At 62.2% G+C, this 24,527-nt stretch carries 20 protein-coding genes and 2 pseudogenes; 19 read left to right on the plus strand and 3 right to left on the minus strand.

Translation table 11 applies throughout. The features are described from left to right. Nucleotides 1-55 precede the first annotated feature (55 nt). Nucleotides 56-934, plus strand: a complete 879-nt coding sequence (olsB, locus tag FFM81_RS19110; RefSeq protein WP_003570791.1) for a l-ornithine N(alpha)-acyltransferase — start codon at nt 56-58, stop codon at nt 932-934. Between the two features lie 14 nt (nt 935-948). Here the strand turns inward: olsB and FFM81_RS19115 are convergent. Together FFM81_RS19115 and FFM81_RS19120 are read right to left on the minus strand one after the other, a co-directional pair. Continuing rightward, nucleotides 949-1,141, minus strand: a pseudogene (locus FFM81_RS19115) (helix-turn-helix domain-containing protein); the annotation flags it as partial. Nucleotides 1,142-1,422: 281 nt separating this feature from the next. Continuing rightward, nucleotides 1,423-3,705, minus strand: coding sequence for an NADP-dependent malic enzyme (locus FFM81_RS19120; protein WP_003570793.1), 2,283 nt, complete (start codon nt 3,703-3,705; stop codon nt 1,423-1,425). 113 nt (nt 3,706-3,818) lie between these two features. Here FFM81_RS19120 and mutS point away from each other — a divergent pair, with 113 nt between their 5' ends. The 4 genes from mutS to murJ all read left to right on the plus strand — a co-directional run bounded on the left by mutS (nt 3,819) and on the right by murJ (nt 11,438). Next, a complete protein-coding gene (gene mutS / locus FFM81_RS19125) occupies nt 3,819-6,545 on the plus strand; it encodes a DNA mismatch repair protein MutS (protein WP_138385411.1) in 2,727 nt (908 codons plus the stop codon). Nucleotides 6,546-6,557: 12 nt separating this feature from the next. Continuing rightward, complete coding sequence (locus FFM81_RS19130; RefSeq protein ID WP_025415205.1) at nt 6,558-6,833, plus strand: hypothetical protein; 276 nt, start codon at nt 6,558-6,560, stop codon at nt 6,831-6,833. A 110-nt stretch (nt 6,834-6,943) separates the two neighbouring features. After that, nucleotides 6,944-9,850, plus strand: a complete 2,907-nt coding sequence (locus FFM81_RS19135) for a [protein-PII] uridylyltransferase (RefSeq protein ID WP_025415204.1) — start codon at nt 6,944-6,946, stop codon at nt 9,848-9,850. A 10-nt stretch (nt 9,851-9,860) separates the two neighbouring features. Next, entirely contained in the window at nt 9,861-11,438 is a 1,578-nt protein-coding gene (murJ, locus tag FFM81_RS19140; protein WP_003570801.1) for a murein biosynthesis integral membrane protein MurJ, read from the plus strand. Between the two features lie 39 nt (nt 11,439-11,477). Here murJ and FFM81_RS19145 read toward each other — a convergent pair whose 3' ends face one another. Then, nucleotides 11,478-11,906 carry a YcbK family protein gene (locus FFM81_RS19145; RefSeq protein WP_003570803.1) on the minus strand — a complete coding sequence of 143 codons (429 nt, stop codon included), beginning with the start codon at nt 11,904-11,906 and terminating at the stop codon, nt 11,478-11,480. Between the two features lie 186 nt (nt 11,907-12,092). On the opposite strand from FFM81_RS19145, the gene FFM81_RS19150 reads away from it, so the two are divergent. From FFM81_RS19150 to lnt, 14 genes and pseudogenes are all read left to right on the plus strand, one after another. Continuing rightward, nucleotides 12,093-12,500, plus strand: a complete 408-nt coding sequence (locus FFM81_RS19150; protein WP_138385410.1) for a VOC family protein — start codon at nt 12,093-12,095, stop codon at nt 12,498-12,500. A gap of 184 nt (nt 12,501-12,684) precedes the next feature. Next, a complete protein-coding gene (trpS, locus tag FFM81_RS19155; protein ID WP_003570806.1) occupies nt 12,685-13,749 on the plus strand; it encodes a tryptophan--tRNA ligase in 1,065 nt (354 codons plus the stop codon). Nucleotides 13,750-13,835: 86 nt separating this feature from the next. Further along, nucleotides 13,836-14,327: a universal stress protein gene (locus FFM81_RS19160; protein ID WP_003570807.1), complete on the plus strand. Its 492-nt coding sequence runs from the start codon at nt 13,836-13,838 to the stop codon at nt 14,325-14,327. A gap of 106 nt (nt 14,328-14,433) precedes the next feature. Continuing rightward, complete coding sequence (locus tag FFM81_RS19165; protein WP_003570808.1) at nt 14,434-15,000, plus strand: NifU family protein; 567 nt, start codon at nt 14,434-14,436, stop codon at nt 14,998-15,000. A gap of 88 nt (nt 15,001-15,088) precedes the next feature. Further along, nucleotides 15,089-15,751, plus strand: a complete 663-nt coding sequence (tsaB, locus tag FFM81_RS19170; RefSeq protein ID WP_138385409.1) for a tRNA (adenosine(37)-N6)-threonylcarbamoyltransferase complex dimerization subunit type 1 TsaB — start codon at nt 15,089-15,091, stop codon at nt 15,749-15,751. Beyond that, nucleotides 15,748-16,248: a GNAT family N-acetyltransferase gene (locus FFM81_RS19175; protein ID WP_173883802.1), complete on the plus strand. Its 501-nt coding sequence runs from the start codon at nt 15,748-15,750 to the stop codon at nt 16,246-16,248. The genes tsaB and FFM81_RS19175 overlap by 4 nt, the downstream gene beginning before the upstream one ends. An 84-nt stretch (nt 16,249-16,332) precedes the next feature. Further along, nucleotides 16,333-16,761, plus strand: coding sequence for a Fur family transcriptional regulator (locus FFM81_RS19180; RefSeq protein ID WP_003570811.1), 429 nt, complete (start codon nt 16,333-16,335; stop codon nt 16,759-16,761). 27 nt (nt 16,762-16,788) lie between these two features. Continuing rightward, a complete protein-coding gene (gene olsA / locus FFM81_RS19185) occupies nt 16,789-17,586 on the plus strand; it encodes a lyso-ornithine lipid O-acyltransferase (RefSeq protein WP_003570812.1) in 798 nt (265 codons plus the stop codon). Between the two features lie 68 nt (nt 17,587-17,654). Continuing rightward, nucleotides 17,655-18,414: pseudogene (locus FFM81_RS19190) on the plus strand (IS5 family transposase). A 168-nt stretch (nt 18,415-18,582) separates the two neighbouring features. Next, complete coding sequence (gene miaB / locus FFM81_RS19195; RefSeq protein ID WP_138385407.1) at nt 18,583-19,992, plus strand: tRNA (N6-isopentenyl adenosine(37)-C2)-methylthiotransferase MiaB; 1,410 nt, start codon at nt 18,583-18,585, stop codon at nt 19,990-19,992. A gap of 18 nt (nt 19,993-20,010) precedes the next feature. Beyond that, nucleotides 20,011-21,063 (plus strand): PhoH family protein, encoded by a 1,053-nt coding sequence (locus FFM81_RS19200; RefSeq protein ID WP_003570814.1) that lies wholly within the window; start codon nt 20,011-20,013, stop codon nt 21,061-21,063. Beyond that, nucleotides 21,063-21,578, plus strand: a complete 516-nt coding sequence (ybeY, locus tag FFM81_RS19205; RefSeq protein WP_003570815.1) for an rRNA maturation RNase YbeY — start codon at nt 21,063-21,065, stop codon at nt 21,576-21,578. Before FFM81_RS19200 ends, ybeY begins: the two co-directional genes overlap by 1 nt. After that, nucleotides 21,575-22,729, plus strand: coding sequence for a hemolysin family protein (locus FFM81_RS19210; protein ID WP_003570816.1), 1,155 nt, complete (start codon nt 21,575-21,577; stop codon nt 22,727-22,729). Before ybeY ends, FFM81_RS19210 begins: the two co-directional genes overlap by 4 nt. Before the next feature lie 66 nt (nt 22,730-22,795). Continuing rightward, nucleotides 22,796-24,400 carry an apolipoprotein N-acyltransferase gene (lnt, locus tag FFM81_RS19215; protein ID WP_138385406.1) on the plus strand — a complete coding sequence of 535 codons (1,605 nt, stop codon included), beginning with the start codon at nt 22,796-22,798 and terminating at the stop codon, nt 24,398-24,400. Nucleotides 24,401-24,527 lie beyond the last annotated feature (127 nt).

Below are 24,527 nucleotides of genomic sequence, written 5' to 3' on the forward strand. Positions count from 1 at the left end.
CCTGTCGCAGAGAAGTGTTTTATGGCGTCGATAAGCCGGTAACGGGAGAATCGCCATGTCCGCCATCGACATCCTGAATCGTGACACCACCGTGGAGGCCGCACGGCCCTCGCCGGCTGCTGCGCAGACGGACGGCGATATCCTCGGCCGCATCGGCAATCTGGAAACCCGCCTTGCCCGCACCGCGCGAGAGATCGATGCCGCCCAAGCCGTGCGCTACCGCGTCTTCGTCGACGAAATGAAGGCGCAGTTGCCGCTGGATGCTATGCGCCGCCAGCGCGATGTCGATGCTTATGACGCCTTTTGCGATCATCTTCTCGTTCTCGACCGCACGATCGAGGGTGACCCGGAAGACCAGATCGTCGGCACCTACCGGCTGTTGCGCCAGGATGTCGCTATCGCCAATGGCGGTTTTTACTCGGCTTCCGAATTCGAGATCGAGGGCCTGATTGCCAAACATCCGGACAAGCGCTTCATGGAGCTTGGCCGTTCCTGCGTGCTGCCGGAATACCGCACCAAACGCACCGTCGAGCTTCTGTGGCAGGGCAACTGGGCCTATGCGCTGAAGCACGGCGTCAACGCCATGTTCGGCTGCGCTTCCTTCCCTGGCGTTTATCTCGAAAGCCACGCGCTGGCACTGTCTTTCCTCTACCATAATGTGCTGGCGAAGAACGAATGGGCCGTCGGCGCCTTGCCGCATCTCGCCCGCAACATGGACCTGATGCCGGTCGAGGCCATCAACCCGAAGCGGGCGCTGATGGCCCTGCCGCCGCTCATCAAGGGTTATCTCAGACTCGGCGCCATGGTCGGCTCCAGCGCCGTCATCGATCATGCCTTCAACACGACCGACGTGCTGATCGTGCTGCCGATCTCCAGCATTTCCGACCGCTACCTCAACTATTACGGCGCCGACGCCGGCCGCTTCGCGAGCTAGTCTAAAGCCTTCTTCTACGCCGCCCGGTAGATTGCCGCAAAACAGCCGAAGTGAAAGAACCCCACTTCAAGCAATGTACCGCAACGGCTGTCGGTTGGAAGGATCGCGTAGATCCTCTCGGGCGGCTTGCAAGCGGATTGTCCTGAGATAGGCGGCCGGTGTGGTTCCCTTGAACTCACGAAAACCGACTTCAACAGCGCGAATAGACGCGTCTTGGGGGATGTGACGTCTGTCATGGGACCCAACCGGCTGATGAAATTAGAAACAATTGAGCAGCAAAAGCGTCACCCATGGCTTTTTCAAAGTCCGGGCAGGCAATTCATGCCGCGCGTAAGCGGTTATTGTATCAAAAGTATGACTTATGGACAGTGCCTTGGAACTCCTGAGGCGGGCGAGCCCAAACCTCTAGAAAATCCATAAAAAACAATGCCCAGCCGACCTGCTGTCGGCCGGCATTGAATGCCGCTCATGTGTGAGCAGGATAAGATCTACGAGACGCCATAGGCCGCGATCGCCGCCATGTTGACGATGTCGCTGTCCTTGGCGCCCATCGAGGTGATCTGCACCGGCTTGTCGAGGCCGACAAGGATCGGGCCGATGACCGTGGAGCCGCCGAGTTCCTGCAGCATCTTGGTCGAGATCGAGGCCGAGTGGAAGGCCGGCATGACCAGTACATTGGCCGGGCCGGAAAGACGGCAGAAGGGATATTGCTCCATCACCTTGCGGTTCAGGGCGACATCGGCGGCCATCTCGCCGTCATATTCGAAATCGACGCGGCGCTTGTCGAGGATCTTTACCGCCTCGCGCACCCGCTCGGAGCGTTCGCCGGAGGGATGGCCGAAGGTGGAATAGGCAAGCATGGCGACACGCGGCGGATAACCCATGCGCCTTGCCAGACCGGCTGCCTCCTCGGCGATATCGGCAAGCTGCTCAGCCGTCGGCATGTCATGCACCGCCGTATCGGCAACGAAGACGGTGCGGCCGCGGCAAAGCGCCAGCGACACACCGATGACGCGGTGGCCGGGCTTCTCGTCGATGCAGCGACGCACATCTTCGAGCGCCGTCGAATAGTTGCGGGTGATGCCCGTGACCATGCCGTCGGCATCGCCAAGCGCCACCATGGTGGCGGCGAAATGGTTGCGGTCGTTGTGGATCAGCCGCTGGGCGTCGCGGTGGAGATAACCGTGCCGTTGCAGCCTGGCATAGAGATAGTCGATATAGGCCTCGACGCGGGTCGAGATACGGGCATTGACGATCTCGAGGCCGGGGCGGTTGAGATCGATGCCGGCGCGCTCGGCCGTTGCCCGGATCAGGTCCTCGCGGCCGAGCAGGATGGCGGTGCCGAGTTCCTGGTTGGCGTAGGACATCGCGGCGCGCAGGACCTGTTCTTCCTCGGCCTCGGCAAAGACGATCCGCTTCGGGCGGCGGCGCACCCGTTCATAGAGGCTGGCGAGCGTCGAGGCGATCGGATCGCGGCGCGCCGAAAGCTCGCGGGCATAACCGGCCATGTCGGTGATGACCTTGCGGGCAACGCCGGTTTCGATCGCCGCTTCGGCAACCGCAACCGGGATCGCCGAGATCAGCCGCGGATCGAAGGGGACGGGGATGATGTATTGCGAGCCGAAACGCGGCCGGTTGCCCTGATAGGCGGCAACCACGTCATCCGGCACATCCTCGCGGGCAAGGTTTGCCAGCGCCCTGACGGCGGCGATCTTCATCGCGTCGTTGATGGTGGAGGCGCGCACGTCGAGGGCGCCGCGGAAGATATAGGGAAAGCCGAGGACGTTGTTGACCTGGTTCGGGTAGTCCGAACGACCGGTCGCCATGATGGCGTCGTCGCGGATGCGGGCTACCTCTTCCGGGGTGATTTCGGGATCGGGGTTGGCCATGGCGAAGATGATCGGCCGATCCGCCATCGAGCGGATCATCTCGGCCGAGAAGGCGCCCTTCTGCGACAGACCGAAGACGACATCCGCGCCCTCCATCGCCTCTTCCAGCGTGCGCGCGTCGGTCTTTGCCGCATGCGCCGATTTCCACTGGTTCATGCCCTCGGTGCGGCCCTGGTAGATGACGCCCTTGGTGTCGCAGAGGATGATGTTGTCGGGCGCAAACCCCATCGCCTTGACGAGTTCGACGCAAGCGATCGCCGCAGCACCGGCCCCGTTGCAGACGAGCTTGGTCGACTTCAGGTCGCGGCCGGTCAGCTCCAGCGCGTTGATCAGGCCGGCAGCGGCGATGATCGCCGTTCCATGCTGGTCATCATGGAAGACGGGAATATCCATCAGTTCGCGCAGCCGGCTTTCGATGACGAAACAATCCGGCGCCTTGATGTCTTCGAGATTGATGCCGCCGAAGGAGGGACCAAGGAAACGGACGCAGTTGATGAACTCGTCCACATTTTCGGTATCGATTTCGAGGTCGATCGAATCGACGTCGGCGAAGCGCTTGAACAGCACCGCCTTGCCTTCCATGACCGGCTTGGAGGCGAGCGCGCCGAGATTGCCGAGACCGAGAATTGCCGTGCCGTTGGAAATGACGGCAACCATGTTGCCGCGGGCGGTATAATCATAGGCCGTCTGCGGATCGGCGGCGATCGCCTTGACGGGCACGGCGACACCCGGCGAATAGGCAAGCGACAGGTCGCGCTGCGTCGCCATCGGTTTGGTCGGGTTGATTTCCAGCTTGCCGGGCCGGCCCGTGGCGTGAAAATCGAGCGCCTCCTGGTCGGTAACTGATGTCGCCGGCCGGTCCTTCTTATCGATATCGGGCATAAATCCTCCAACGTCCTGTGGGCGACGCTTTGCTCTTCCTCAAATGCTGTTGTCATCTATAGCGGCGCGCGGATAGGGTTGGCACCTGTTTTTTTGGGAAAAACTGCACCTCCGTGAACGCACGAATAGACACAGAGAATGAAGCCTTTTCGGCTGCCGAGCTGGCCACGGCGGAAAGCCGTGCCTCGGCGACGCCGATGATGGAGCAATATATCGAGATCAAGGCGAACAATCCGGGTTCGCTGCTGTTCTATCGCATGGGCGATTTCTACGAGCTGTTCTTCGAAGATGCGCTGGAAGCCTCCCGCGCGCTCGGCATCACCCTGACGAAGCGCGGCCAGCACATGGGCCAGGATATCCCGATGTGCGGCGTTCCGGTGCATGCGGCCGATGATTATCTGCAGAAGCTGATCTCGCTCGGTTTCCGCGTCGCCGTCTGCGAGCAGGTCGAGGATCCGGCCGAAGCGAAAAAACGTGGCGGCAAATCCGTCGTCAAGCGCGATGTCGTCCGCCTGGTCACACCAGGCACGATCACCGAGGAAAAGCTGCTTTCGCCCTCGGAATCCAACTATCTGATGGCGCTGACCCGCATTCGCGGCGGCGCCGAACCGTTGCTGGCGCTGGCCTGGATCGATATTTCCACCGGCGTCTTCCGGGTTGCCGAGACCGAAGCCTCACGGCTGCTTGCCGATATCCTGCGCATCGATCCGCGCGAACTGATCCTGCCCGAGACGATCTTCCACGATCCGGAACTCAAGCCGGTGTTCGACGTGCTCGGCCGCACCGCGGTACCGCAGCCTTCGGTACTCTTCGACAGCGCCAGCGCCGAAGGCCGGATTGCGCGTTATTTCGGCGTCGCGACGCTCGATGGCTTCGGCACCTTCTCACGCGCCGAGCTGGCGGCGGCGGCCGCCGCCGTCGCCTATGTCGAAAAAACCCAGATCGCCGAGCGGCCGCCGCTTGGGCAGCCGGAGCGGGAAAGTGCGGCGTCGACGCTGTTCATCGATCCTGCCACCCGCGCCAATTTGGAATTGGCGCGCACGCTGTCCGGCGATCGCAACGGCTCGTTGCTGAAGGCGATCGACCGCACCGTCACCGGCGGCGGCGCGCGGCTTCTTGCCGAGCGGCTGATGTCGCCGCTGACCGATCCCGCCCGCATCAATGCGCGGCTCGATTCGATCGGCTTCCTGATCGACGACCCGTCGCTCTGCGGCAATCTGCGCGACACGCTGAAACATGTGCCCGACATGCCCCGCGCTTTGTCCCGGCTTGCGCTCGACCGCGGCGGACCGCGGGATCTCTCCGCCATCCGCCAGGGTCTGCAGGCAGCCAGCGAGGTTGCGGTCATGCTGGCAAGCGCGATGCTGCCGGAAGAGCTTGGCCAGGCGCTGTCCGGGCTGCAGGCCCTTCCCGCAGCGCTGGAAACCCTGCTGGCCGAGACGCTTGCCGACGAATTGCCGCTGCTGAAGCGTGACGGCGGCTTCCTGCGCGACGGCGCCAGCGCCGAGCTCGACGAGGTCAGGGCGCTGCGCGACCAATCGCGCCGGGTGATCGCCGGGCTGCAATTGCAATATGCCGAGGAGACCGGCATCCGGTCGCTGAAGATCAAGCACAACAATATCCTCGGCTATTTCATCGAAGTGACCGCCGGCAATGCCTCGCCGATGACGGACACGGCCGAAGCCAAAGCCCGCTTCATCCACCGCCAGACGATGGCGAGCGCCATGCGCTTCACCACCACCGAACTCGCCGATCTCGAAAGCCGCATCGCCAATGCCGCCGACCGGGCGCTGACGATCGAGCTCGCTGCCTTCGAGAAGATGACGGCAGCCGTGGTGGCAGAAGCCGAGGTGATCAAATCCGGCGCCCGGGCGCTTGCCGTCATCGACGTTGCCGCAGGCCTGGCGCTTCTCGCCGAGGAGCAGGCCTATTGCCGTCCGCAGGTCGACGGCTCGAAGATGTTTGCCATCGAGGGCGGCCGCCATCCAGTCGTCGAGCAGGCGCTGCGGCGGCAGGCAGGCGGCCCCTTCGTCGCCAACAATTGCGATCTGTCGCCGAAATCAGGCGATAAGGACGGCGGAATCTGGCTCTTGACCGGCCCGAACATGGGCGGCAAGTCGACCTTCCTGCGGCAGAACGCACTGATATCGATCCTGGCGCAGATGGGCTCCTTCGTGCCGGCGACCTCAGCCCATATCGGCATCGTCGACCGGCTTTTCTCGCGTGTAGGCGCCTCCGACGACCTGGCGCGCGGGCGCTCCACCTTCATGGTCGAAATGGTCGAAACCGCGGCGATCCTCAACCAGGCGAGCGACCGCTCGCTCGTCATCCTCGACGAGATCGGCCGAGGCACCGCCACCTTCGACGGCCTGTCGATCGCCTGGGCCTCCGTCGAGCACCTGCACGAGGCCAACCGCTGCCGCGGCCTCTTCGCCACGCATTTCCATGAGCTGACGGTGCTTTCGGAAAAGCTTGGCCGGCTATCGAACGCCACGATGCGCGTCAAGGAATGGGACGGCGACGTCATTTTCCTGCATGAGGTCGGGCCGGGTGCGGCCGACCGCTCCTACGGCATCCAGGTCGCTAGGCTTGCCGGACTTCCGGCTTCGGTGGTGACGCGGGCTCGCGACGTGCTTACCCGCCTCGAAGATGCCGACCGCAAGAACCCGGCGAGCCAGCTGATCGACGACCTGCCGCTCTTCCAGGTGGCGGTGCGCCGCGAGGACACCGCCCGGGGACCCTCCAAGGTCGAGGAGGCGCTAAAGGGGATGAGCCTTGACGACATGACGCCGCGCGAGGCAATGGACGCGCTTTACGACCTCAAGAAGAAGCTGAAATAGGGCACGCACGCGATGTTCATGGAAAAGCTGATCCGCGAAACGGAGCGCCTCTCGCTCATCTGCTCCATGCTCGACACGATGCGGCGCGCCGACGGGGACCGCCATGCGCGCGGCTGGACCTCGCCGATCGGCATGCTGAAAATTACCCGCTGCTGCGCGATGATCTCAGAGCTCGGGACGTCGATCGCCAAGGCGGGCTATCGCGAGTGCGACAGGCAGTCGCTTGAGGAGATCATGAGCGAGACGCGGCAGGTGCTGTATTTGCTGAATGCGCGGGCCGCCGGCTGAGCTTCGCGGGAAAGCTGTCCTGCGCGGCTTACCAACACCATTTCGCCAAATTTAAAGGTTCTTGCAGTATGAGAGCCCGTGTCAATCGCCTGATAAAGGGGTTATAGCGCATGCGGACGAAATACGAGGCTGGCCCGGATCAGGCCGCCCGGCATGAACAGGAAACCGCCCCGGCGACAGCGATGCGCGATCTCGATTTTTCCCACATCCTCGACGTCGAGCTGTTGCAGAAGCAGTGCGACGCCGTTGCCGAGGCCAACCGCAACCGGCCGGACGTGCTGCGCGCCGATCTGCTGGCGACCCTGAAAAAAGCCAGCACGGAGGGCCGGCAGCAGGCGCGGGCCGCACTGATGGCCGACGGCGGCGGGCTGAATTGCGCCTGCCGGATTTCCTGGCTGCAGGACCAGATCATCACCGTCCTCTACAATTTCGCCACCGCCCATATCTTTCCGCAGCAGAAAGACAAGTTTGCCGTTACCGCCGTCGGCGGCTATGGCCGCGACACGCTGGCGCCAGGCTCCGATATCGACCTGTTGTTTCTCTTCCCGCCGCGGCCGGCGGAAGAGACGCACAAGGCGGTCGAGTTCATGCTCTACGTGCTTTGGGACATGGGCTTCAAGGTCGGCCACGCCACCCGCACGGTGGAAGAATGCATCGCGCTTTCCAAGTCCGATATGACGATCCGCACCGCTATCCTGGAGATGCGCTACATCTGCGGCCTGCAGCGGCTGGAAACCGAGCTCGAGACTCGCTTCGACAAGGAAATCGTCACCGGCACCGGCCCTGAATTCATCGCCGCCAAGCTTGCCGAGCGCGACGAGCGCCACCGCAAGGCAGGCGACACGCGCTATCTCGTCGAACCGAACGTCAAGGAAGGCAAGGGCGGGCTTCGCGACCTGCACACGCTGTTCTGGATCTCGAAATATTATTATCACGTGCGCGACCAAGCCGAGCTGGTCAAGCTCGGCGTCTTGTCAAAGCACGAATACCGTCTGCTCGAGAAAGCTGACGATTTTCTCTGGGCGGTGCGCTGCCATATGCACTTCCTGACCGGCAAGGCCGAGGAGCGCCTGTCCTTCGACATCCAGCGCGAGATCGCCGAAGCCTTCGGCTATCACACCCGCCCGGGCCTTTCGGCCGTCGAGCGCTTCATGAAGCACTATTTCCTCGTCGCCAAGGATGTCGGCGACCTCACCCGCATCCTCTGCGCCGCGCTTGAAGACGAGCAGGCGAAGTCGATCCCCGGCCTTACCGGCGTCATCAGCCGCTTCACCCATCGCAACCGCAAGATCGCCGGCAGCGTCGAATTCGTCGAGGACCGCGGCCGCATCGCGCTTGCCGATCCCGAAGTGTTCAAGCGCGATCCGGTCAGCATCCTCAGGCTCTTCCACGTCGCCGATATCAACGGGCTGGAATTCCATCCGGACGCGCTGAAACGCGTCACCCGCTCACTCGCCCTAATCGACAACAAGCTCAGGGAAAACGACGAGGCGAACCGCCTGTTCATGTCGATCCTGACGTCGAAGCGCGATCCGGCCCTCATCCTGCGCCGGATGAACGAGGCCGGCGTGCTCGGCCGCTTCATTCCCGAATTCGGCAAGATCGTCGCGATGATGCAATTCAACATGTATCACCACTATACGGTCGACGAACATCTGATCCGCACCGTCGATGTTCTCTCCGAGATCGACAAGGCGCGCGCCGAGGATCTGCATCCGCTCGCCAACAAGCTGATGCCCAACATCGAGGACCGCGAGGCCCTTTATGTCGCCGTTCTCCTGCACGACATCGCCAAGGGCCGGCAGGAGGATCATTCGATCGCCGGCGCCCGCGTCGCCCGCAAGCTCTGCGCCCGCTTCGGCCTCTCGCAGAAGCAGACTGAGATCGTCGTCTGGCTGATCGAGGAACATCTGACGATGTCGATGGTGGCGCAGACCCGCGATCTGACCGACCGCAAGACGATCACCGATTTCGCCGACCGCGTGCAATCGCTCGACCGGCTGAAGATGCTGCTGATCCTGACGATCTGCGATATCCGCGCCGTCGGTCCGGGCGTCTGGAACGGCTGGAAAGGCCAGTTGCTGCGCACGCTCTATTACGAAACCGAGCTGCTGCTCGCCGGCGGTTTTTCCGAGGTTTCCCGCAAGGAGCGGGCAAATGCCGCCGCCGAGGCGCTGCATGCCGCCCTTGCCGACTGGAGCCAGAAGGACCGCAATACCTATACCAAGCTGCACTACCAGCCCTATCTGCTCTCGGTGCCGCTGGAAGACCAGGTCCGCCACGCCCATTTCATCCGCCAGGCCGACAAATCAGGCCAGGCGCTCGCCACCACCGTGCGCACCGACAGTTTCCACGCGATCACCGAGATCACCGTGCTGTCGCCCGACCATCCGCGCCTGCTCGCCGTCATCGCCGGCGCCTGTGCGGCGGCCGGCGCGAACATTGTCGACGCGCAGATCTTCACGACGTCGGACGGCCGGGCGCTCGACACGATCCATGTCAGCCGCGAATTTACCGACGATGCCGACGAGCTGCGCCGGGCCGCGACGATCGGGCGGATGATCGAGGACGTGCTGTCCGGCCGCAAACGGCTGCCCGAGGTCATCGCCACGCGCGCGCGCAATCGCAGGAAGAACAAGGCATTCGTCATTCCGCCGTCGGTCAACATCACCAACAGCCTGTCGAACAAGTTCACGGTCATCGAGGTCGAATGCCTCGACCGGCCGGGATTGCTGTCGGAGATCACCGCCGTGCTCTCCGATCTGTCGCTCGACATCCAGTCGGCCCGCATCACCACCTTCGGCGAGAAGGTGATCGACACTTTCTACGTCACCGACCTTGTCGGACAGAAGATCTCGGGCGACAGCAAGCGCGCCAACATCACCGCCCGGATGAAGGCCGTCATGGCCGAGGAGGAGGACGAACTGCGCGAGCGCATGCCCTCCGGCATCATCGCGCCGGCCGCCACTGCCCGGACATCGCCTTCCGCCGAAAAAAAAGCCGATTCCTCCGCATGAGTCCCCAAGCATGAGCCTCGTCAAGAAATTTGCCACCGTCGGCGGTGCCACCCTCGGCAGCCGCATCTTCGGCTTCGCCCGCGAAACCCTGATGGCGGCGGCGCTGGGCACCGGGCCGATGGCCGACGTCTTCTACGCCGCCTTCCGCTTCCCGAACCTCTTCCGCCGGCTGTTTGCCGAAGGCGCCTTCAACGCCGCCTTCGTGCCGCTTTTTGCCAAGGAGATCGAGGCGAACGGCACCGATGGCGCCAAGCGCTTTTCGGAGGAAGTCTTCGGCGTGCTGTTTTCGGTGCTGCTTCTCATCACCATCGTGATGGAGCTTACCATGCCGCTTTTGGTGCGCTTCGTCATCGCGCCGGGCTTTGCCGACGATCCGGAAAAATTCTCGATCACCATTCGCATGGCGGCAGTGATGTTTCCCTATCTGATGTGCATGTCGCTGACGGCGATGATGAGCGGCATGCTGAATTCGCTGCATCATTTCTTCGCCGCCGCGATCGCGCCGGTTTTCCTCAACGTGGTGATGATCGGAGCGCTGTTTTATGCGCTCTATACCGGCGCCGATCCACTGGCGACGGCCTGGTATCTCTCCTTTGGCGTCCTTGCCGCCGGCGTCCTGCAGCTCGCCGTTGTCTATATCGGCGTGCTTGCGGCCGGCATGAGCATCGGTTTCCGCTTCCCGAAGATGACCCCGAACGTCAAGCGGCTGCTGATCCTGGCGGTGCCGGCTGCGGTGACCGGCGGCATCACCCAGATCAACCAGCTGATCGGCCAGGCGATCGCCTCCTCCCGCGACGGCGCGATCGCAGCGCTGCAATATGCCGACCGGATCTACCAGCTGCCGCTCGGCGTCGTCGGCGTCGCCGTCGGCGTGGTGCTGCTGCCGGAACTTGCCCGGGCGCTGAAGGGCGGCCACCTGCGCGAGGCCGGGAACCTGCAGAACCGCTCGATCGAATTCGTGCTGTTCCTGACCATCCCCGCCGCCTTCGCGCTCTGGATCCTGTCGGACGAGATTATCCGCGTGCTCTACGAGCGCGGCGCCTTCCATCAGGAAAACACCGCCGTCGTCGGCGCGATCCTGGCTATTTACGGCATCGGCCTACCGGCCTTCGTGCTGATCAAGGCGCTGCAGCCGGGCTTTTATGCGCGCGAGGACACCAAGACGCCTATGCGCTTTTCGGCGATCGCGGTGGCGACCAACTGCGCCACCGCGCTCACCCTCTTTCCCTATATGGGCGCGCCCGGTATTGCCGTTGCCGAAGCCACGGCCGGCTGGATCAGCACCGTGCTGCTGTTCACCACGCTGTTGCGCCGCGGCCATCTGGCATGGGAATGGGCACTGGCAAAACGCACCGTCCTGTTGATCGTCGCTGCCGCGGTCATGGGTGCTGCCATCGTCTTCCTCAAGCAGTATTTTGCCCCCTGGCTTGCCTCCGGCGCGCCGCTTCTGACCAAGATCGGCACGCTGGGCCTGCTGATCGCGATCTCCATGCTGGTCTATTTCGCCGCCGCCTTCCTCATCGGCGGGGCGGATCTCGGCATGATCCGGCGTAATCTGAACCGCAAGCCGGTGAAGACGGAAGGATGAGGTCGAGACACGGGCCCGAGCAGCACTTTCAAAATCGCTCTAACAATCCACCCATCGCCGCTGCGGCCCGACATCGACATGGACGATACCGTTGCAATAGGTGCCGATGCCGCCAATGCCGGGCGCGGTTTTGGCGGCGGCGATGATGGTGCGTTCCGACAGGCCCGGCATCCTGATATCGGCGGCGAGGCATTTTCCATGCAGGGAACCATGACGGCGGGGATGTGGCCGGAGGCCCGACGTGATCATCGGCCGGCGTCCGGTTTTGGCGGCGATATGCGACAGGACCGCTCGAAGACGCTCGGGGAAACAGCCGGCGCGAACGCTGACGGTCTGGACCGTGTAGGCGAGGCGCGCTTCATGTTTCGGCAGGTCAACGGCCGGTCTTTTGCTGTCTTGACCGACGGCGCTGGTTGCGGACTGTAGGGCGAAAAGGCCTGCCATGGCGAGCAAACTGGCGTTTTGCATGGGTCCTCCTGGCGGTTGACGGGTCGGTCATTGCCGCCCCCGCGCAGTTAAGGATTTTCAGTTCAATAAAAGCTTTTCTGTGAAATTTTATACTCAATTGTGAGTAAACGGCTTGATCACTTTGGCTTAAAATAACGGATAACGCCGATCCAAATGGGAATAAACATCTCAGTCAGGAGATATGCCATGACAATCCAGTCGCTTTTCCTCGTCACCCTCGTCGTCGACGACTACGACCGGGCCAAGGTTTTCTATTGCGACGCCCTCGGTTTCGATTGCCTGCAGGACGAACTGCAGCGGGAGGGCAAGCGCTGGGTGGTGGTGAAGCCCAGAGGCGGAGATGGCGCCGCTTTTCTGCTGGCGCAGGCGGCAAACGCGACGCAGCGGGCGGCAATCGGCAATCAGACGGGCGGCCGTGTCGGCTTCTTTCTGAAGACCGATGATTTTGCCCGCGATCATGCCGCGATGCTCGCCGCCGGCGTGCGCTTTCTCGAAGAGCCCAGGCACGAGGTTTACGGCGCGGTCGCGGTCTTTGCCGATCCCTACGGCAACAGCTTCGATCTGATCCAGCATGCCCCAGCCGCAACCTCTTGATTGCGACCGGTTGGACGTGCATAAGCCGCGGCGTTAGGAACACAGGCGAAACAAGCCCGCTGCATAATTCCTAAACCGGAATCGATTTAGGAATTATGCAGCAGATCGAAGTGTTACAGCGTCCTTTGCGCGTCTGAAAAGACGCGCGGCGCTGTAGGCCCTCCACCAGCCTATTGAGGACGACATGAGCGAATTCAAGAAACTCGTATTCTCCGGCGTGCAGCCGACCGGCAATCTGCATCTCGGCAATTATCTCGGCGCGATCCGCCGCTTCGTGGCGCTGCAGGAAGGCAATGACTGCATCTACTGCGTCGTCGACATGCATGCGCTGACCGCCCAGCTCGTACATGAGGACATGCCGGGCCAGACGCGCTCGATCGCCGCCGCCTTCATCGCCGCCGGCATCGATCCGGAAAAACATATCGTCTTCAACCAGTCGGCCGTGCCGCAGCATGCCGAACTCGCCTGGATCTTCAACTGCGTCGCTCGCATCGGCTGGATGAACCGCATGACGCAGTTCAAGGACAAGGCCGGCAAGGACCGCGAGCAGGCCTCGCTCGGCCTCTACGCCTATCCGAGCCTGATGGCCGCCGACATTCTCGTCTATCGCGCCACCCATGTGCCGGTCGGCGAGGACCAGAAGCAGCATCTAGAACTTGCCCGCGACATCGCGATGAAGTTCAACCTCGATTATGCCGAGCATATCGCCAAGACCGATTACGGCGTCGACATCACCGTCGGCAACGAGCCGGTGCATGCCTATTTCCCGATGGTCGAGCCGCTGATCGGCGGGCCGGCGCCGCGCGTCATGTCGCTGCGCGACGGCACCAAGAAAATGTCGAAATCCGACCCTTCGGACCTCTCGCGCATCAATCTGATGGACGACGAGGAGGCGATCTCGAAGAAGATCCGCAAGGCCAAGACCGATCCGGACGGCTTGCCGAGCGAGATCGACGGGCTGCAGGGCCGGCCGGAAGCCGACAATCTGGTGGCGATCTATGCGGCCCTTTCCGACAAATCGAAGGCCGAGGTGCTGGCTGAATTCGGCGGCCAGCAATTCTCCGTCTTCAAGCCGGCGCTGGTCGACCTCGCCATCCACGTGCTGGCGCCGATCACCGGCGAGATGCGCCGGCTGATGGACGATACCAGCCATATCGACGCCATCCTGCGCAAGGGCGGCGAACGCGCCAGAGCCCGCGCCGAGGTGACGATGAGCCAAGTGCGCGACGTCATCGGCTTCGTCTACTGAGCTAGATCTCTTCTTCTCCCCCGCCGGGGCTGAAGAGGAAAAACTGGGCTTGCAAATTTTCCGCTTCGGGTGTCAGAGTCCGCGCCATGGTATCGAAGCGACTCTCACGGCTCGAAGGTCATCGCCGCAAGTTCATGGCGGTGATCGACGGTACACCCGAATGCCAACGCGCCGTTCATTATGCCGGCCGGCGCGCGAAGAATTCCAATGGCGGGCTGGTGCTGCTCTACGTCATCCCCGATGGGGATTTCCAGCAATGGCTCGGAGTCGAGGCGATCATGCGGGCCGAGGCGCGTGAGGAGGCCGAGGCGGTCGTCGCCAAGATCGCCCAGATCGTGCGCGAGACGATCGGCATCGAGCCGGAGGTTGTTATCCGCGAAGGTGGTGCGGCCGAACAGATCAACGCCGTGATCGAGGATGACCGCGATGTGGCGATCCTCGTTCTGGCCGCCGGTTCGGCAAAGGAAGGTCCGGGACCGCTGGTCTCGTCGATCGCCGGCCGCGCAGCAGCGTTTCCGATCCCGGTCACCGTGCTGCCGGATACGCTGACCAACGAGGAAATCGACGCCCTCTGCTGATAATTTCTTGAGTAAAAATCTCTTGAATGCCGCCAGCAATGGGCTTATCTTCTTTTGAAGAATTCTAAAGACGGCTGTGCTATGGGCCGGCCGCATGGAGAACCAGATGTTCATTCAGACCGAAGCCACGCCGAACCCCGCCACGCAGAAGTTCCTGCCGGGCAAGGTGGTGATGGAAAACGGCACGGCCGAGTTCCGCAGCGCTGAGGAGGCCGAAGCTTCGCCGCTCGCGGCCCGACTGTTCGAAATCCCCGGTGTTACCGGCGTCTATTTCGGCTATGATTTCATTTCCGTCTCCAAGGACGATGCCGAATGGCAGCATCTTAAGCCGGCTATATTAGGCTCGATCATGGAGCATTTCATGTCGGGCAAGCCTGTCATGGGCGATGCTTCCATCCTCTCCGAAGACCTCGACGCCGGCGACGAGTTTTTTGACGAAGGCGACGAATCGATCGTGCTGACCATCAAGGAACTTCTGGAGACCCGCGTGCGCCCCGCCGTTGCACAGGACGGCGGCGATATTACCTTCCGCGGCTTCAAGGACGGCAAGGTCTATCTGAACATGAAGGGTTCCTGCGCCGGCTGCCCGTCTTCGACGGCAACGCTGAAGCATGGCGTTCAGAACCTGCTGCGGCATTTCGTTCCGGAAGTGCAGGAAGTGATTGCCGCTTAAAATTCTGGCGTTCGTCGGGCCGTTCATCTCTTGTTCGGCAAGACGAATTTATGATCAGGCGACAATAGATTTTTCGGAAATTGATGGCATGATTGTTCTGGCGCTCGACACGGCAGGTGTAGACTGCGCTGCCGCCGTTTACGACAGCGGCAGGAATACGGTGCTGGGGGAGGCATCGGACATGATCGGCAAGGGGCATGCTGAACATCTGATCGGTATCGTCGATCGCGCGCTCGATCAGGCTGATATGGAGCTTTCCGATATTGACCGGATTGCTGTCACCATCGGCCCTGGCTCGTTTACCGGTATCCGCGTCGGCGTTGCCGCAGCCCGCGGTTTTGCGCTTTCCCTCAATGTGCCCGCCGTCGGCGTCACCACGCTCGAGGTCATGGCATCAGCCCAGCGCGAAAAGACGCCGCATCGCGCCGTGCTGGCGGCGATGGACGCCAAGCGGGACGAAATCTACCTCCAGTCCTTTTCATCGGACGGTTCGCCCCTCGACACGCCGCGGGCGTTAAGCGTTGCGCAAGCACAGGCTTTTGCCGAAGGCTTCGACGGCGAAATCGCCGGTTCGGCGACTGCGCTGCTGAAGCCGGACGCCGGCGGCGATCACACCAACACATTCCCGATCTCTGTGGTGGCGCGCATCGGTGCTGCCGCCTCCCTCGATGCCGGAAAGCCGAAGCCCCTTTATCTGCGCGGACCCGACGCCAAGCCGCAGGCCGGGTATGCGATTGCCCGACGAGTATGACGATGCTGGAAGCCTATCTGACGCTGAAGCCGGAATTCGAGATCATCGCCATGGAGCGTGAGGACTGCCGCGATGTCGCGGTCCTGCATGGCGAGCGTTTTGCCCGGCCCTGGGGCGATGGTGAATTTCACGGGCTGCTGATGCAGGACACCGTGTTCGGCTTCGTGGCGCGCCAGACCAACGCCATCCTGAAAAAGCCGCTTCCCGGCTTTATCCTTGCCCGCCATCTCGCCGGCGAGGCGGAAATCCTGACGATCGCCGTGCAGGCGAAGGTCGCCCGCGCCGGGCTTGGCTGGCGGCTGATGCAGGCGGCGATGCGGGAAGCCCGCGCACGCGGCGGCGAGAGCATGTTTCTCGAAGTCGACGACGGCAATACGGCAGCGCTTGGCCTCTATCGCAAGCTCGGCTTCGAAAAGGTCGGGGAACGCAAGGGTTATTACAAGCAGGAAAACGGCGCCCTCTCCACGGCGCTTGTCATGAAGCGCGTTCTTCGCTAGTTCCCTGACAGAGAGATGACATGCTGGCCGGCGCCCAAGCCGTCCGGCATTGGCGCAATATGAATATATTTTTAAAGGCGGGCCATGACGGACGCAGCCAAGACCCTTGAGGAGCTTTGCACCGAACGCGGCATGCGCATGACCGAGCAGCGCCGCGTGATCGCGCGCATCCTCGAAGATTCCGAAGACCATCCCGATGTCGAAGAACTCTACCGCCGCTCGGTGAAGGTCGATGCGAAGATCTCGATCTCGACGGTCTATCGCACCGTGAAATTGTTCGAAGATGCCGGCATCATCGCCCGCCACGACTTCCGCGACGGGCGCTCGCGTTACGAGACGGTGCCGGAAGAGCATCACGACCACCTGATCGACCTGAAGACCGGCACCGTCATCGAATTCCGCTCGCCGGAGATCGAGGCGCTGCAGGAGCGCATCGCCCGCGAGCATGGCTTCCAGCTGGTCGACCACCGGCTGGAGCTTTACGGCGTTCCGTTGAAGAAGGACGATCGCTGAAGCAATGGCAGCCCGGGAGAGCAGCATTTGATCGCCTGGCTGCGCATTGCCTGTGCTGCGGTCGTCATCCTGGCCGTCAGCATCGTGCTCGTGCCGCTGCAACTGCTGGCGCTGCGTTTCGACTGGCGGCTGCGCCGCCGGCTGCCACGCGTCTGGCACCGTATCGTCTGCTATTGTCTCGGCATCCGAGTCCGTGTCAGCGGCCGGCTGGAAGAGCGCCGGCCGCTGATGCTCTGCTCGAACCATTCCTCCTGGATGGATATCATGGTGATGTCGTCCGTTGCCGATGTGGCCTTCATCGCCAAGATCGAGGTGGCCGACTGGCCGATCTTCGGCACGCTCGCCAAGCTGCAGAAGAGCGTCTTCGTCGTGCGCGAGGAGAGGCGCCGGACCGGTCACCAGGCTAACGAGATCGCCGGGCGCATGGCCGACGGCGAAATCGTCGTGCTCTTTCCTGAGGGCACAACCTCGGATGGCAACCGGCTGCTGGAGGTCAAGTCTTCGCTGTTCGGTGCCGCCGCCATGGCCGTGCCCGCTTCGCCGACCGGAACCGTCGTGGTGCAGCCGGTGGCGGTTGCCTATACCAGGGTGCACGGCATCGCCATGGGGCGCTTTCACCGGCCGCTCGCTGCCTGGCCGGGCGATATCGAGCTGTTGCCGCACCTCCTCGACATCGTGCGCTGCGGCGCGATCGACGCCGAGGTCTCCTTCGGCGAGGCGGTGGAATATCGCGCCGACACCAATCGCAAGGAGGTGAGCGCTGCGATCGCCACCCGCATCCGCAGCCTGCTCAATACAAGCCTGCGCGGGCGAAATGTCGTCTAGGAGACGTGGACTCTTGGGATTCCCAAAGCTGAGCAAATCAGATTCAAGACTGTCTTTTGGAGGCAGTCATGGGTGTTTTAGATCGTCTAATTCTTCGAATGACCAGTGGAAGCGGATGTCTCGTCATATCATTGGCGACGATCGCACGCGCGGTTCGTCTGGACGTGACAATCGCATGTTTGTGGAAGCCGTCTTGTGGATCGTGCGGACTGGTTCGCCCTGGCGCGATCTGCCGGAGGTGTTCGGTGATTGGAACAGCGTGTTTCGCCGCTTCAGTCGCTGGAGCCAGAAGGGTGTCTGGTGGCGTGTCTTTGAGGCGATGTCGGAGGATACCGACTTCGAATACCTGATCGTCGACAGCACTATTATTCGCGCCCACCAGCACGCCTCCGGGGCAAAAAAGGGGCTGAAGATCAGGCCCTTGCCCGCTCGCGCGGCGGCTTGAGCACCAAAATCCATATGGCCGTGCGTGGCCTTGGATGTCCCGTTCGTTTCATCCTGACCGCCGGTCAGAAAGGCGATGCACCGCAAGCCGATCTCCTGATCGAAGACCTGCCGGCCGAGGTCGTCATGGCTGATACGGCCTATGACAGCGACCGGCTACGCAAACTCATTGCCGACAAGGGCGCGCAAGCGGTCATCCTGAACAACCCCTCGCGTGCCAAGAAGTATCCGCTCGACAAGGAACTCTATGCTCAGCGTTACCTCGTCGAGTGCTGCTTCTCGAAGCTCAAGCAGTTTCGACGCATCGCCACACGATATGAGAAAACCGTTCGAAACTACAAAGCCATGATCGCTCTGGCCGCAACAATCCTATGGCTCAGATAAGTGTCCACAGCTCCTAGAGCATGTCGCACAAAAGTGTGCCGCGGTTTTGCAGGAAAGACATGTGTAAAATAAAGACTTAAAGCGCAAGGAGCGGATCTGAAAGATCGCGACGCGCTTTAAACCGAGAGTCCCTTTTCTCGGACGGCAAAAACCACTAAACAGCGCGCCATGACACAGGACAGCGCCCTTCTCCCGGCTCCGGAACAGATACTCCGAGATGGCTCCAACAGCCGCAAGGTCTTCATCAAGACCTATGGCTGCCAGATGAACGTCTATGATTCCACGCGTATGAGCGACGCGCTCGCCCGCGACGGTTACGAACCGACCGAAGACATGGAAGAGGCGGACCTCGTTCTGCTCAACACCTGTCATATCCGTGAGAAGGCAGCCGAGAAAGTCTATTCGGCCCTCGGACGGCTGCGCGACATGAAAAAGAGGAAGGCGGCGGACGGACGGAAGATGATGATCGGCGTTGCCGGCTGCGTCGCCCAGGCCGAAGGCGAGGAGATCCTGCGCCGCGCGCCCGCCGTCGACGTCGTCATCGGCCCGCAGACCTATCACCGCCTGCCGGAGGCGCTGCGCCGGGCGAAGGAGGGCCAGCGGGTCGTCGATACGGAATATGCCATCGAGGACAAGTTCGAGCATCTGCCGATCGCCGAAAGCAAAAAGATCCGCGCCCGCGGCGTCACCGCCTTCCTGACGGTGCAGGAGGGCTGCGACAAGTTCTGCACCTTCTGCGTCGTGCCTTATACACGCGGCTCGGAAGTGTCGCGGCCGGTCTCTCAGATCGTCGAGGAGGCCGAAAAGCTCGTCGAAGGTGGTGTGCGCGAGATCACCCTGCTCGGGCAGAACGTCAATGCCTGGCACGGCGCCGGGCCGCAGGGCGAGGCATGGAGCCTCGGCGACCTGCTCTATCGGCTTGCCGAAATCCCCGGCCTTGCGCGATTGCGCTACACCACCAGCCATCCCCGTGACATGGACGACCGGCTGATCGACGCCCATCGCGATCTGCGGGCGCTGATGCCCTATCTCCATCTGCCGGTGCAATCGGGCTCCGACCGCATCCTCAAAGCGATGAACCGGCGCCACACGGCGGCCGAATATCTCAGCCTGATCGAACGCATCCGCACGGTGCGGCCCGATATCGCGCTGTCGGGCGATTTCATTACCGGCTTTCCGGGGGAGACAGACGCCGATTTTGAGGATACACTCAGGCTTGTGGAGGAGGTCCGTTATGCGCAGGCCTTTTCATTCAAATACTCGACACGGCCGGGCACGCCCGGCGCGGAACTGAAGGACCAGGTGCCGGAACAGATCAAGGCAGAACGGCTGGAACGCCTGCAAGCGCTTCTCCTGAAGCAGCAGCAGGAATTTGCCGAATCCTGCATCGGCAAAGAGATCGACCTGTTGCTGGAAAAGCCCGGTCGCATGCCGGAACAGCTGATCGGCCGTTCTCCCTGGCTTCAATCTGTGAATGTTGATGCAAAAGCATCGCAAATCGGTGACATTATTAAAGTGCGAATCACAGGAACCGGAAACAACAGCCTGTTTGCCGAACACGCAGAGGCTGCGGTTTAACCCAAGGAGCCCGACCGCTTGAACGGACAAGAATTGGTTTCTTCTTCACCGCGCCACCCCCGCACGCCGAGCGACTCCAATCACTTCGTCCTGACGTTCGAGAACAACCGCTTCGCCAGCGAGCTCTTCGGTCAATTCGACCAGAACCTCAAGCTGCTCGAGGAACGGCTCAACATCGATGCGCGGGCTCGCGGTAATTCCGTCGTCATATCAGGCGATGTCGTGACCACCAACCAGGCGCGGCGCACGCTCGATTATCTCTATGAGAAGCTTCAGAAAGGCGGCAGCGTGGAACGATCCGACGTCGAGGGCGCAATCCGCATGGCGGTCGCCGCCGACGATCAGCTCAGCCTTCCCACAATGGAGCGCAAGGCCAAGCTGACGATGGCGCAGGTTTCCACCCGCAAGAAGACGATCATCGCCCGCACGCCGACGCAGGACGCCTATATCCGGGCGCTGGAACGCGCCGAGCTGGTCTTCGGCGTCGGGCCGGCCGGCACCGGCAAGACCTATCTCGCCGTCGCCCATGCCGCCCAGCTGCTGGAGCGCGGCGCGGTCGAAAAGATCATCCTGTCGCGCCCGGCCGTCGAAGCCGGCGAGCGCCTCGGCTTCTTGCCCGGCGACATGAAGGAAAAGGTCGATCCCTATCTTCGCCCGCTCTATGACGCGCTCTATGACATGATCCCGGCCGACAAGGTCGACCGGGCGATCACCGCCGGCGTCATCGAAATCGCGCCGCTCGCTTTCATGCGCGGCCGCACGCTTGCCAATGCCGCGATCATCCTCGACGAAGCGCAGAACACCACATCGATGCAGATGAAGATGTTCCTGACGCGTCTCGGCGAGAATGCCCGGATGATCGTCACCGGCGACCCGAGCCAGATCGACCTGCCGCGCGGCGTCAAATCCGGCCTCGTCGAGGCGTTGCAGCTTCTGAACGGCGTCGAGGGCATCTCGATCGTGCGCTTCAAGGATACCGACGTCGTCCGCCATCCGCTGGTCGGGCGCATCGTCAGGGCCTATGATTCCACCTATGCCGCCGAAGCCGAAGAAGTCCGCCGGCAGGACTGATGGCAGAACTCGATATCCAGATCAGCGTCGACGACATCGGCTGGCCGGGCGAAGAGACGCTGCTGTCCTTTTGCGAACGCGTGCTCGGCGCGGCCGTCATCTATCTTCGCGACAGCGAGAAACAGCCCTTCCCGACCATGCCGCCGGAGGTTTCGCTTGTCTTCACCGACGACGCCTCGATTCAGGACATCAACGCCGAATGGCGCGGCAAGGACAAGGCGACCAACGTGCTCTCCTTTCCGGCCTTTCCGGTTCGGCCCGGCAAGATGCCTGGTCCGATGCTCGGCGACATCATCATCGCGCGGGAGACGGTGGAACGGGAAACCGTCGAGCTCGAAAAGAGTTTCGACGACCACCTGACCCATCTTCTGGTGCACGGTTTCTTGCATCTTCTCGGCTACGACCATATGAATAGTGCCGAAGCCGAAATTATGGAGGGGCTGGAGACTCGCATTTTGGCGCAGCTCGGCCTATCTGATCCCTACGAGGGTCAAGACCTTAAAATGGAACCATGAGCGACTTTACGACGAAGCCGGCGGCAGACGCCAAGGACTCCGAGCTATCCTCCTCTTCGGACGAGGCGGGCAGTAGTAGTCGGCCATCCGGCCGATCTCAATCCTTCTGGTCGCGCGCCGCGCGCATCCTTCGCCCGCAGCAAGGCTCGCGGCTGCGCGAAGATCTTGCCGACGCGCTGATGACCGATGCGGCCGGCGACGACGCCTTTTCGCCCGACGAAAGGGCAATGCTGCACAACATCCTGCGCTTTCGCGAGGTGCGCGTCGCTGACGTGATGGTGCCGCGCGCCGATATCGAGGCGGTCGACCAGAACATCACCATCGGCGAGCTGATGATCCTGTTTGAGGAATCCGGCCGCTCGCGCATGCCCGTCTATGCCGATACGCTCGACGATCCGCGCGGCATGGTGCATATCCGCGACCTGCTCTCCTATGTCGCCAAGCAGGCGCGCAACAAACGCCGCGGCCCGACGAAACCGGCCGTTGCCGTGCCGGCGCTGCCGGCGATCGAGGTTGCGCCCGAAAACATCCAGAAGACCACGCGTTCGGCCAAGCCGAATTTGGATCTCGCCCGCGTCGACTTGCAGAAGACGCTGACGGAAGCCGGCATCATCCGCAAGATCCTGTTCGTACCGCCGTCGATGCTGGCCTCCGACTTGTTGCGCCGCATGCAGGTGAACCGCACGCAGATGGCGCTGGTCATCGACGAATATGGCGGCACTGACGGCCTCGCCTCGCACGAGGACATCGTCGAAATGGTGGTCGGCGACATCGACGACGAACATGACGACGAAGAGGTGATGTTCAAGCGGGTCGCCGAAGACGTCTTCATCGCCGATGCCCGCGTCGAACTGGAAGAGATCGCCGCAGCGATCGGGCCGGATTTCGACATCAGCGAGCAGGTCGACGAGGTCGATACGCTGGGCGGCCTGATCTTCTCCGCGCTCGGCCGCATCCCGGTGCGCGGCGAAGTCGTCCAAGCGTTGCCGGGCTTCGAATTCCACATTCTCGACGCCGATCCGCGCCGCATCAAGCGGCTGCGCATTACCCGCAAGCGCCATGCGATCCGCCGCCGCGCCAAGGTGGATGGTGACATTCCTCCCGGCTCCGACGCCGGCGACGACCGGCCGGCGGAATCGACCGCCAACTGACAGGACAAAGAGCCGCTTTTTTGAAAGACTGCGAATGGGTTGATTCGCGGTTTGATGGGAGTGCGCATGGAGCGGCTTGCGGACAGGGTTATCCTCGTCTGGGGTTTGAAACGGTCGCTGCTGGCTATCGCCGCCGGGGCATTCGCCGTGCTGGCGCTGCCGCCCTTCGGCTTCTTCGCGGCAATGTTCGTCTCCTTCCCGCTGCTCGTCTGGCTGATCGACGGGGCGGCGGCTTCGCCTGACAGCGGCGTGGTCGGCAGGCTGTGGCCGGCCTTTGCCACCGGCTGGCTGTTCGGCTTCGGCTATTTCGTCGCCGGTCTCTGGTGGCTCGGCCATGCGCTGCTGGTCGATCAGGAGGATTTTGCCTGGGCGCTGCCGCTCGCCATTCTCGGCCTGCCGGCCGGTCTGGCGATTTTCTACGGGCTGGCGGCCGCCCTTGCCCGCATCTTCTGGTCCGACGGCATGGGACGGATCGCCGCACTGGCGGCCGGCTTCGGGCTGATGGAATGGCTTCGAAGCGTGATCCTGACCGGCTTTCCCTGGAACGCCATCGGTTACGGCATGATGCCGGTTCCGCTGATGATGCAGTCGGCGCATGTGATCGGGGCGATGGGAGTGACGGCGCTTGCCGTCTTCGTCTTTTCTGCGCCGGCCCTTCTCGGCACACGGCAAGGCGCGCTGGCGGGCATCGCGCTTGCCGTTCTGCTGTTTGCCGCCCATCTCAGTTATGGCGCCTATGTCCTCCATCTCGCGCCGCGGCCGGAAGCCTTGCCGCAGGACAAGCAGCCGGTCGTGCGGCTGGTGCAGCCTGATATCGATCAGGCGGCGAAGATGGACAACGACGCCGACCGCAATGCGATCTTCGAGACGCATCTGAAGCTGTCGGCCGAAGCACCGAAAAATGGCGGGCGCAAGCCAGACATCATCGTCTGGCCGGAAACCGCGATCCCCTTCATCCTGACCGACAACCAGGATGCGCTGACACGGATCGCCGATACGCTCGACGACAACCAGATCCTGATCGCCGGTGCGGTGCGCGCCGAGGAGATGGGACCGGGCACGCCGACGCGCTACTATAATTCCATCTACGTGATCGACGGCCGCGGCCAGATCATCGCCGCCTCCGACAAGGTGCATCTGGTGCCGTTCGGCGAGTACCTGCCCTTCGAAGACCTGCTTACCGAATTCGGCATCCAGAACGTCGTCGAGATGCCGGGAGGGTTTTCGGCAGCGGCGAGCCGGCACCTGCTGGCGCTGCCAGGCGGGCTCAATCTCTATCCGCTGATCTGCTACGAGATCATTTTCCCCGATGAAATGACCGGCGACATCAAAGACGCCAATGCGATCCTCAATATCACCAACGATGCCTGGTTCGGTGCGACCCCCGGCCCCTATCAGCACTTCCAGCAGGCGCGGGTGCGGGCCGTCGAGACCGGCCTGCCGCTGATTCGCGACGCCAATAGCGGTATTTCAGCAATTGTGAATACACAGGGGGAAATTATTGCCGGCCTTGATCTCGAACAAACCGGCTTTATTGATGCAACTCTTGATAGGCTCGGCGTAAAGGGTGGAACAACATTCCCCCGGCAAACATACTTCTGGTTGACCGAGGCGCTGCTCATTTTGATTGCGCTGGTTTCTCGTAGAGGTTTTATTTCTGGGTTGAATTGACCAAAAACCCCTAAAATTGCATAGTGATGACAATCGGCGTTTCGAATGTCTGTTCAAAGGTGGGTTCACATCGCTTGCAACGTGGCGTTTGGGATGGATCAGGGCATGCCGGTTAAACAGGTTGAAA

Source organism: Rhizobium hidalgonense (assembly GCF_005862185.2).
Lineage (GTDB): Bacteria > Pseudomonadota > Alphaproteobacteria > Rhizobiales > Rhizobiaceae > Rhizobium > Rhizobium hidalgonense.

Bases quoted from the DNA above. Each gene is read 5' to 3' on its own strand.
- FFM81_RS19160 (WP_003570807.1), top strand. From the start codon at position 13,836: ATGGTATCGAAGCGACTCTCACGGCTCGAAGGTCATCGCCGCAAGTTC.
- lnt (WP_138385406.1), top strand. From the start codon at position 22,796: ATGGAGCGGCTTGCGGACAGGGTTATCCTCGTCTGGGGTTTGAAACGG.
- olsB (WP_003570791.1), top strand. From the start codon at position 56: ATGTCCGCCATCGACATCCTGAATCGTGACACCACCGTGGAGGCCGCA.
- FFM81_RS19175 (WP_173883802.1), top strand. From the start codon at position 15,748: ATGACGATGCTGGAAGCCTATCTGACGCTGAAGCCGGAATTCGAGATC.
- FFM81_RS19165 (WP_003570808.1), top strand. From the start codon at position 14,434: ATGTTCATTCAGACCGAAGCCACGCCGAACCCCGCCACGCAGAAGTTC.
- FFM81_RS19145 (WP_003570803.1), bottom strand. From the start codon at position 11,906: ATGCAAAACGCCAGTTTGCTCGCCATGGCAGGCCTTTTCGCCCTACAG.
- murJ (WP_003570801.1), top strand. From the start codon at position 9,861: ATGAGCCTCGTCAAGAAATTTGCCACCGTCGGCGGTGCCACCCTCGGC.
- FFM81_RS19210 (WP_003570816.1), top strand. From the start codon at position 21,575: ATGAGCGACTTTACGACGAAGCCGGCGGCAGACGCCAAGGACTCCGAG.
- FFM81_RS19150 (WP_138385410.1), top strand. From the start codon at position 12,093: ATGACAATCCAGTCGCTTTTCCTCGTCACCCTCGTCGTCGACGACTAC.
- FFM81_RS19180 (WP_003570811.1), top strand. From the start codon at position 16,333: ATGACGGACGCAGCCAAGACCCTTGAGGAGCTTTGCACCGAACGCGGC.
- trpS (WP_003570806.1), top strand. From the start codon at position 12,685: ATGAGCGAATTCAAGAAACTCGTATTCTCCGGCGTGCAGCCGACCGGC.
- FFM81_RS19120 (WP_003570793.1), bottom strand. From the start codon at position 3,705: ATGCCCGATATCGATAAGAAGGACCGGCCGGCGACATCAGTTACCGAC.
- FFM81_RS19130 (WP_025415205.1), top strand. From the start codon at position 6,558: ATGTTCATGGAAAAGCTGATCCGCGAAACGGAGCGCCTCTCGCTCATC.
- miaB (WP_138385407.1), top strand. From the start codon at position 18,583: ATGACACAGGACAGCGCCCTTCTCCCGGCTCCGGAACAGATACTCCGA.
- FFM81_RS19135 (WP_025415204.1), top strand. From the start codon at position 6,944: ATGCGGACGAAATACGAGGCTGGCCCGGATCAGGCCGCCCGGCATGAA.
- ybeY (WP_003570815.1), top strand. From the start codon at position 21,063: ATGGCAGAACTCGATATCCAGATCAGCGTCGACGACATCGGCTGGCCG.
- tsaB (WP_138385409.1), top strand. From the start codon at position 15,089: ATGATTGTTCTGGCGCTCGACACGGCAGGTGTAGACTGCGCTGCCGCC.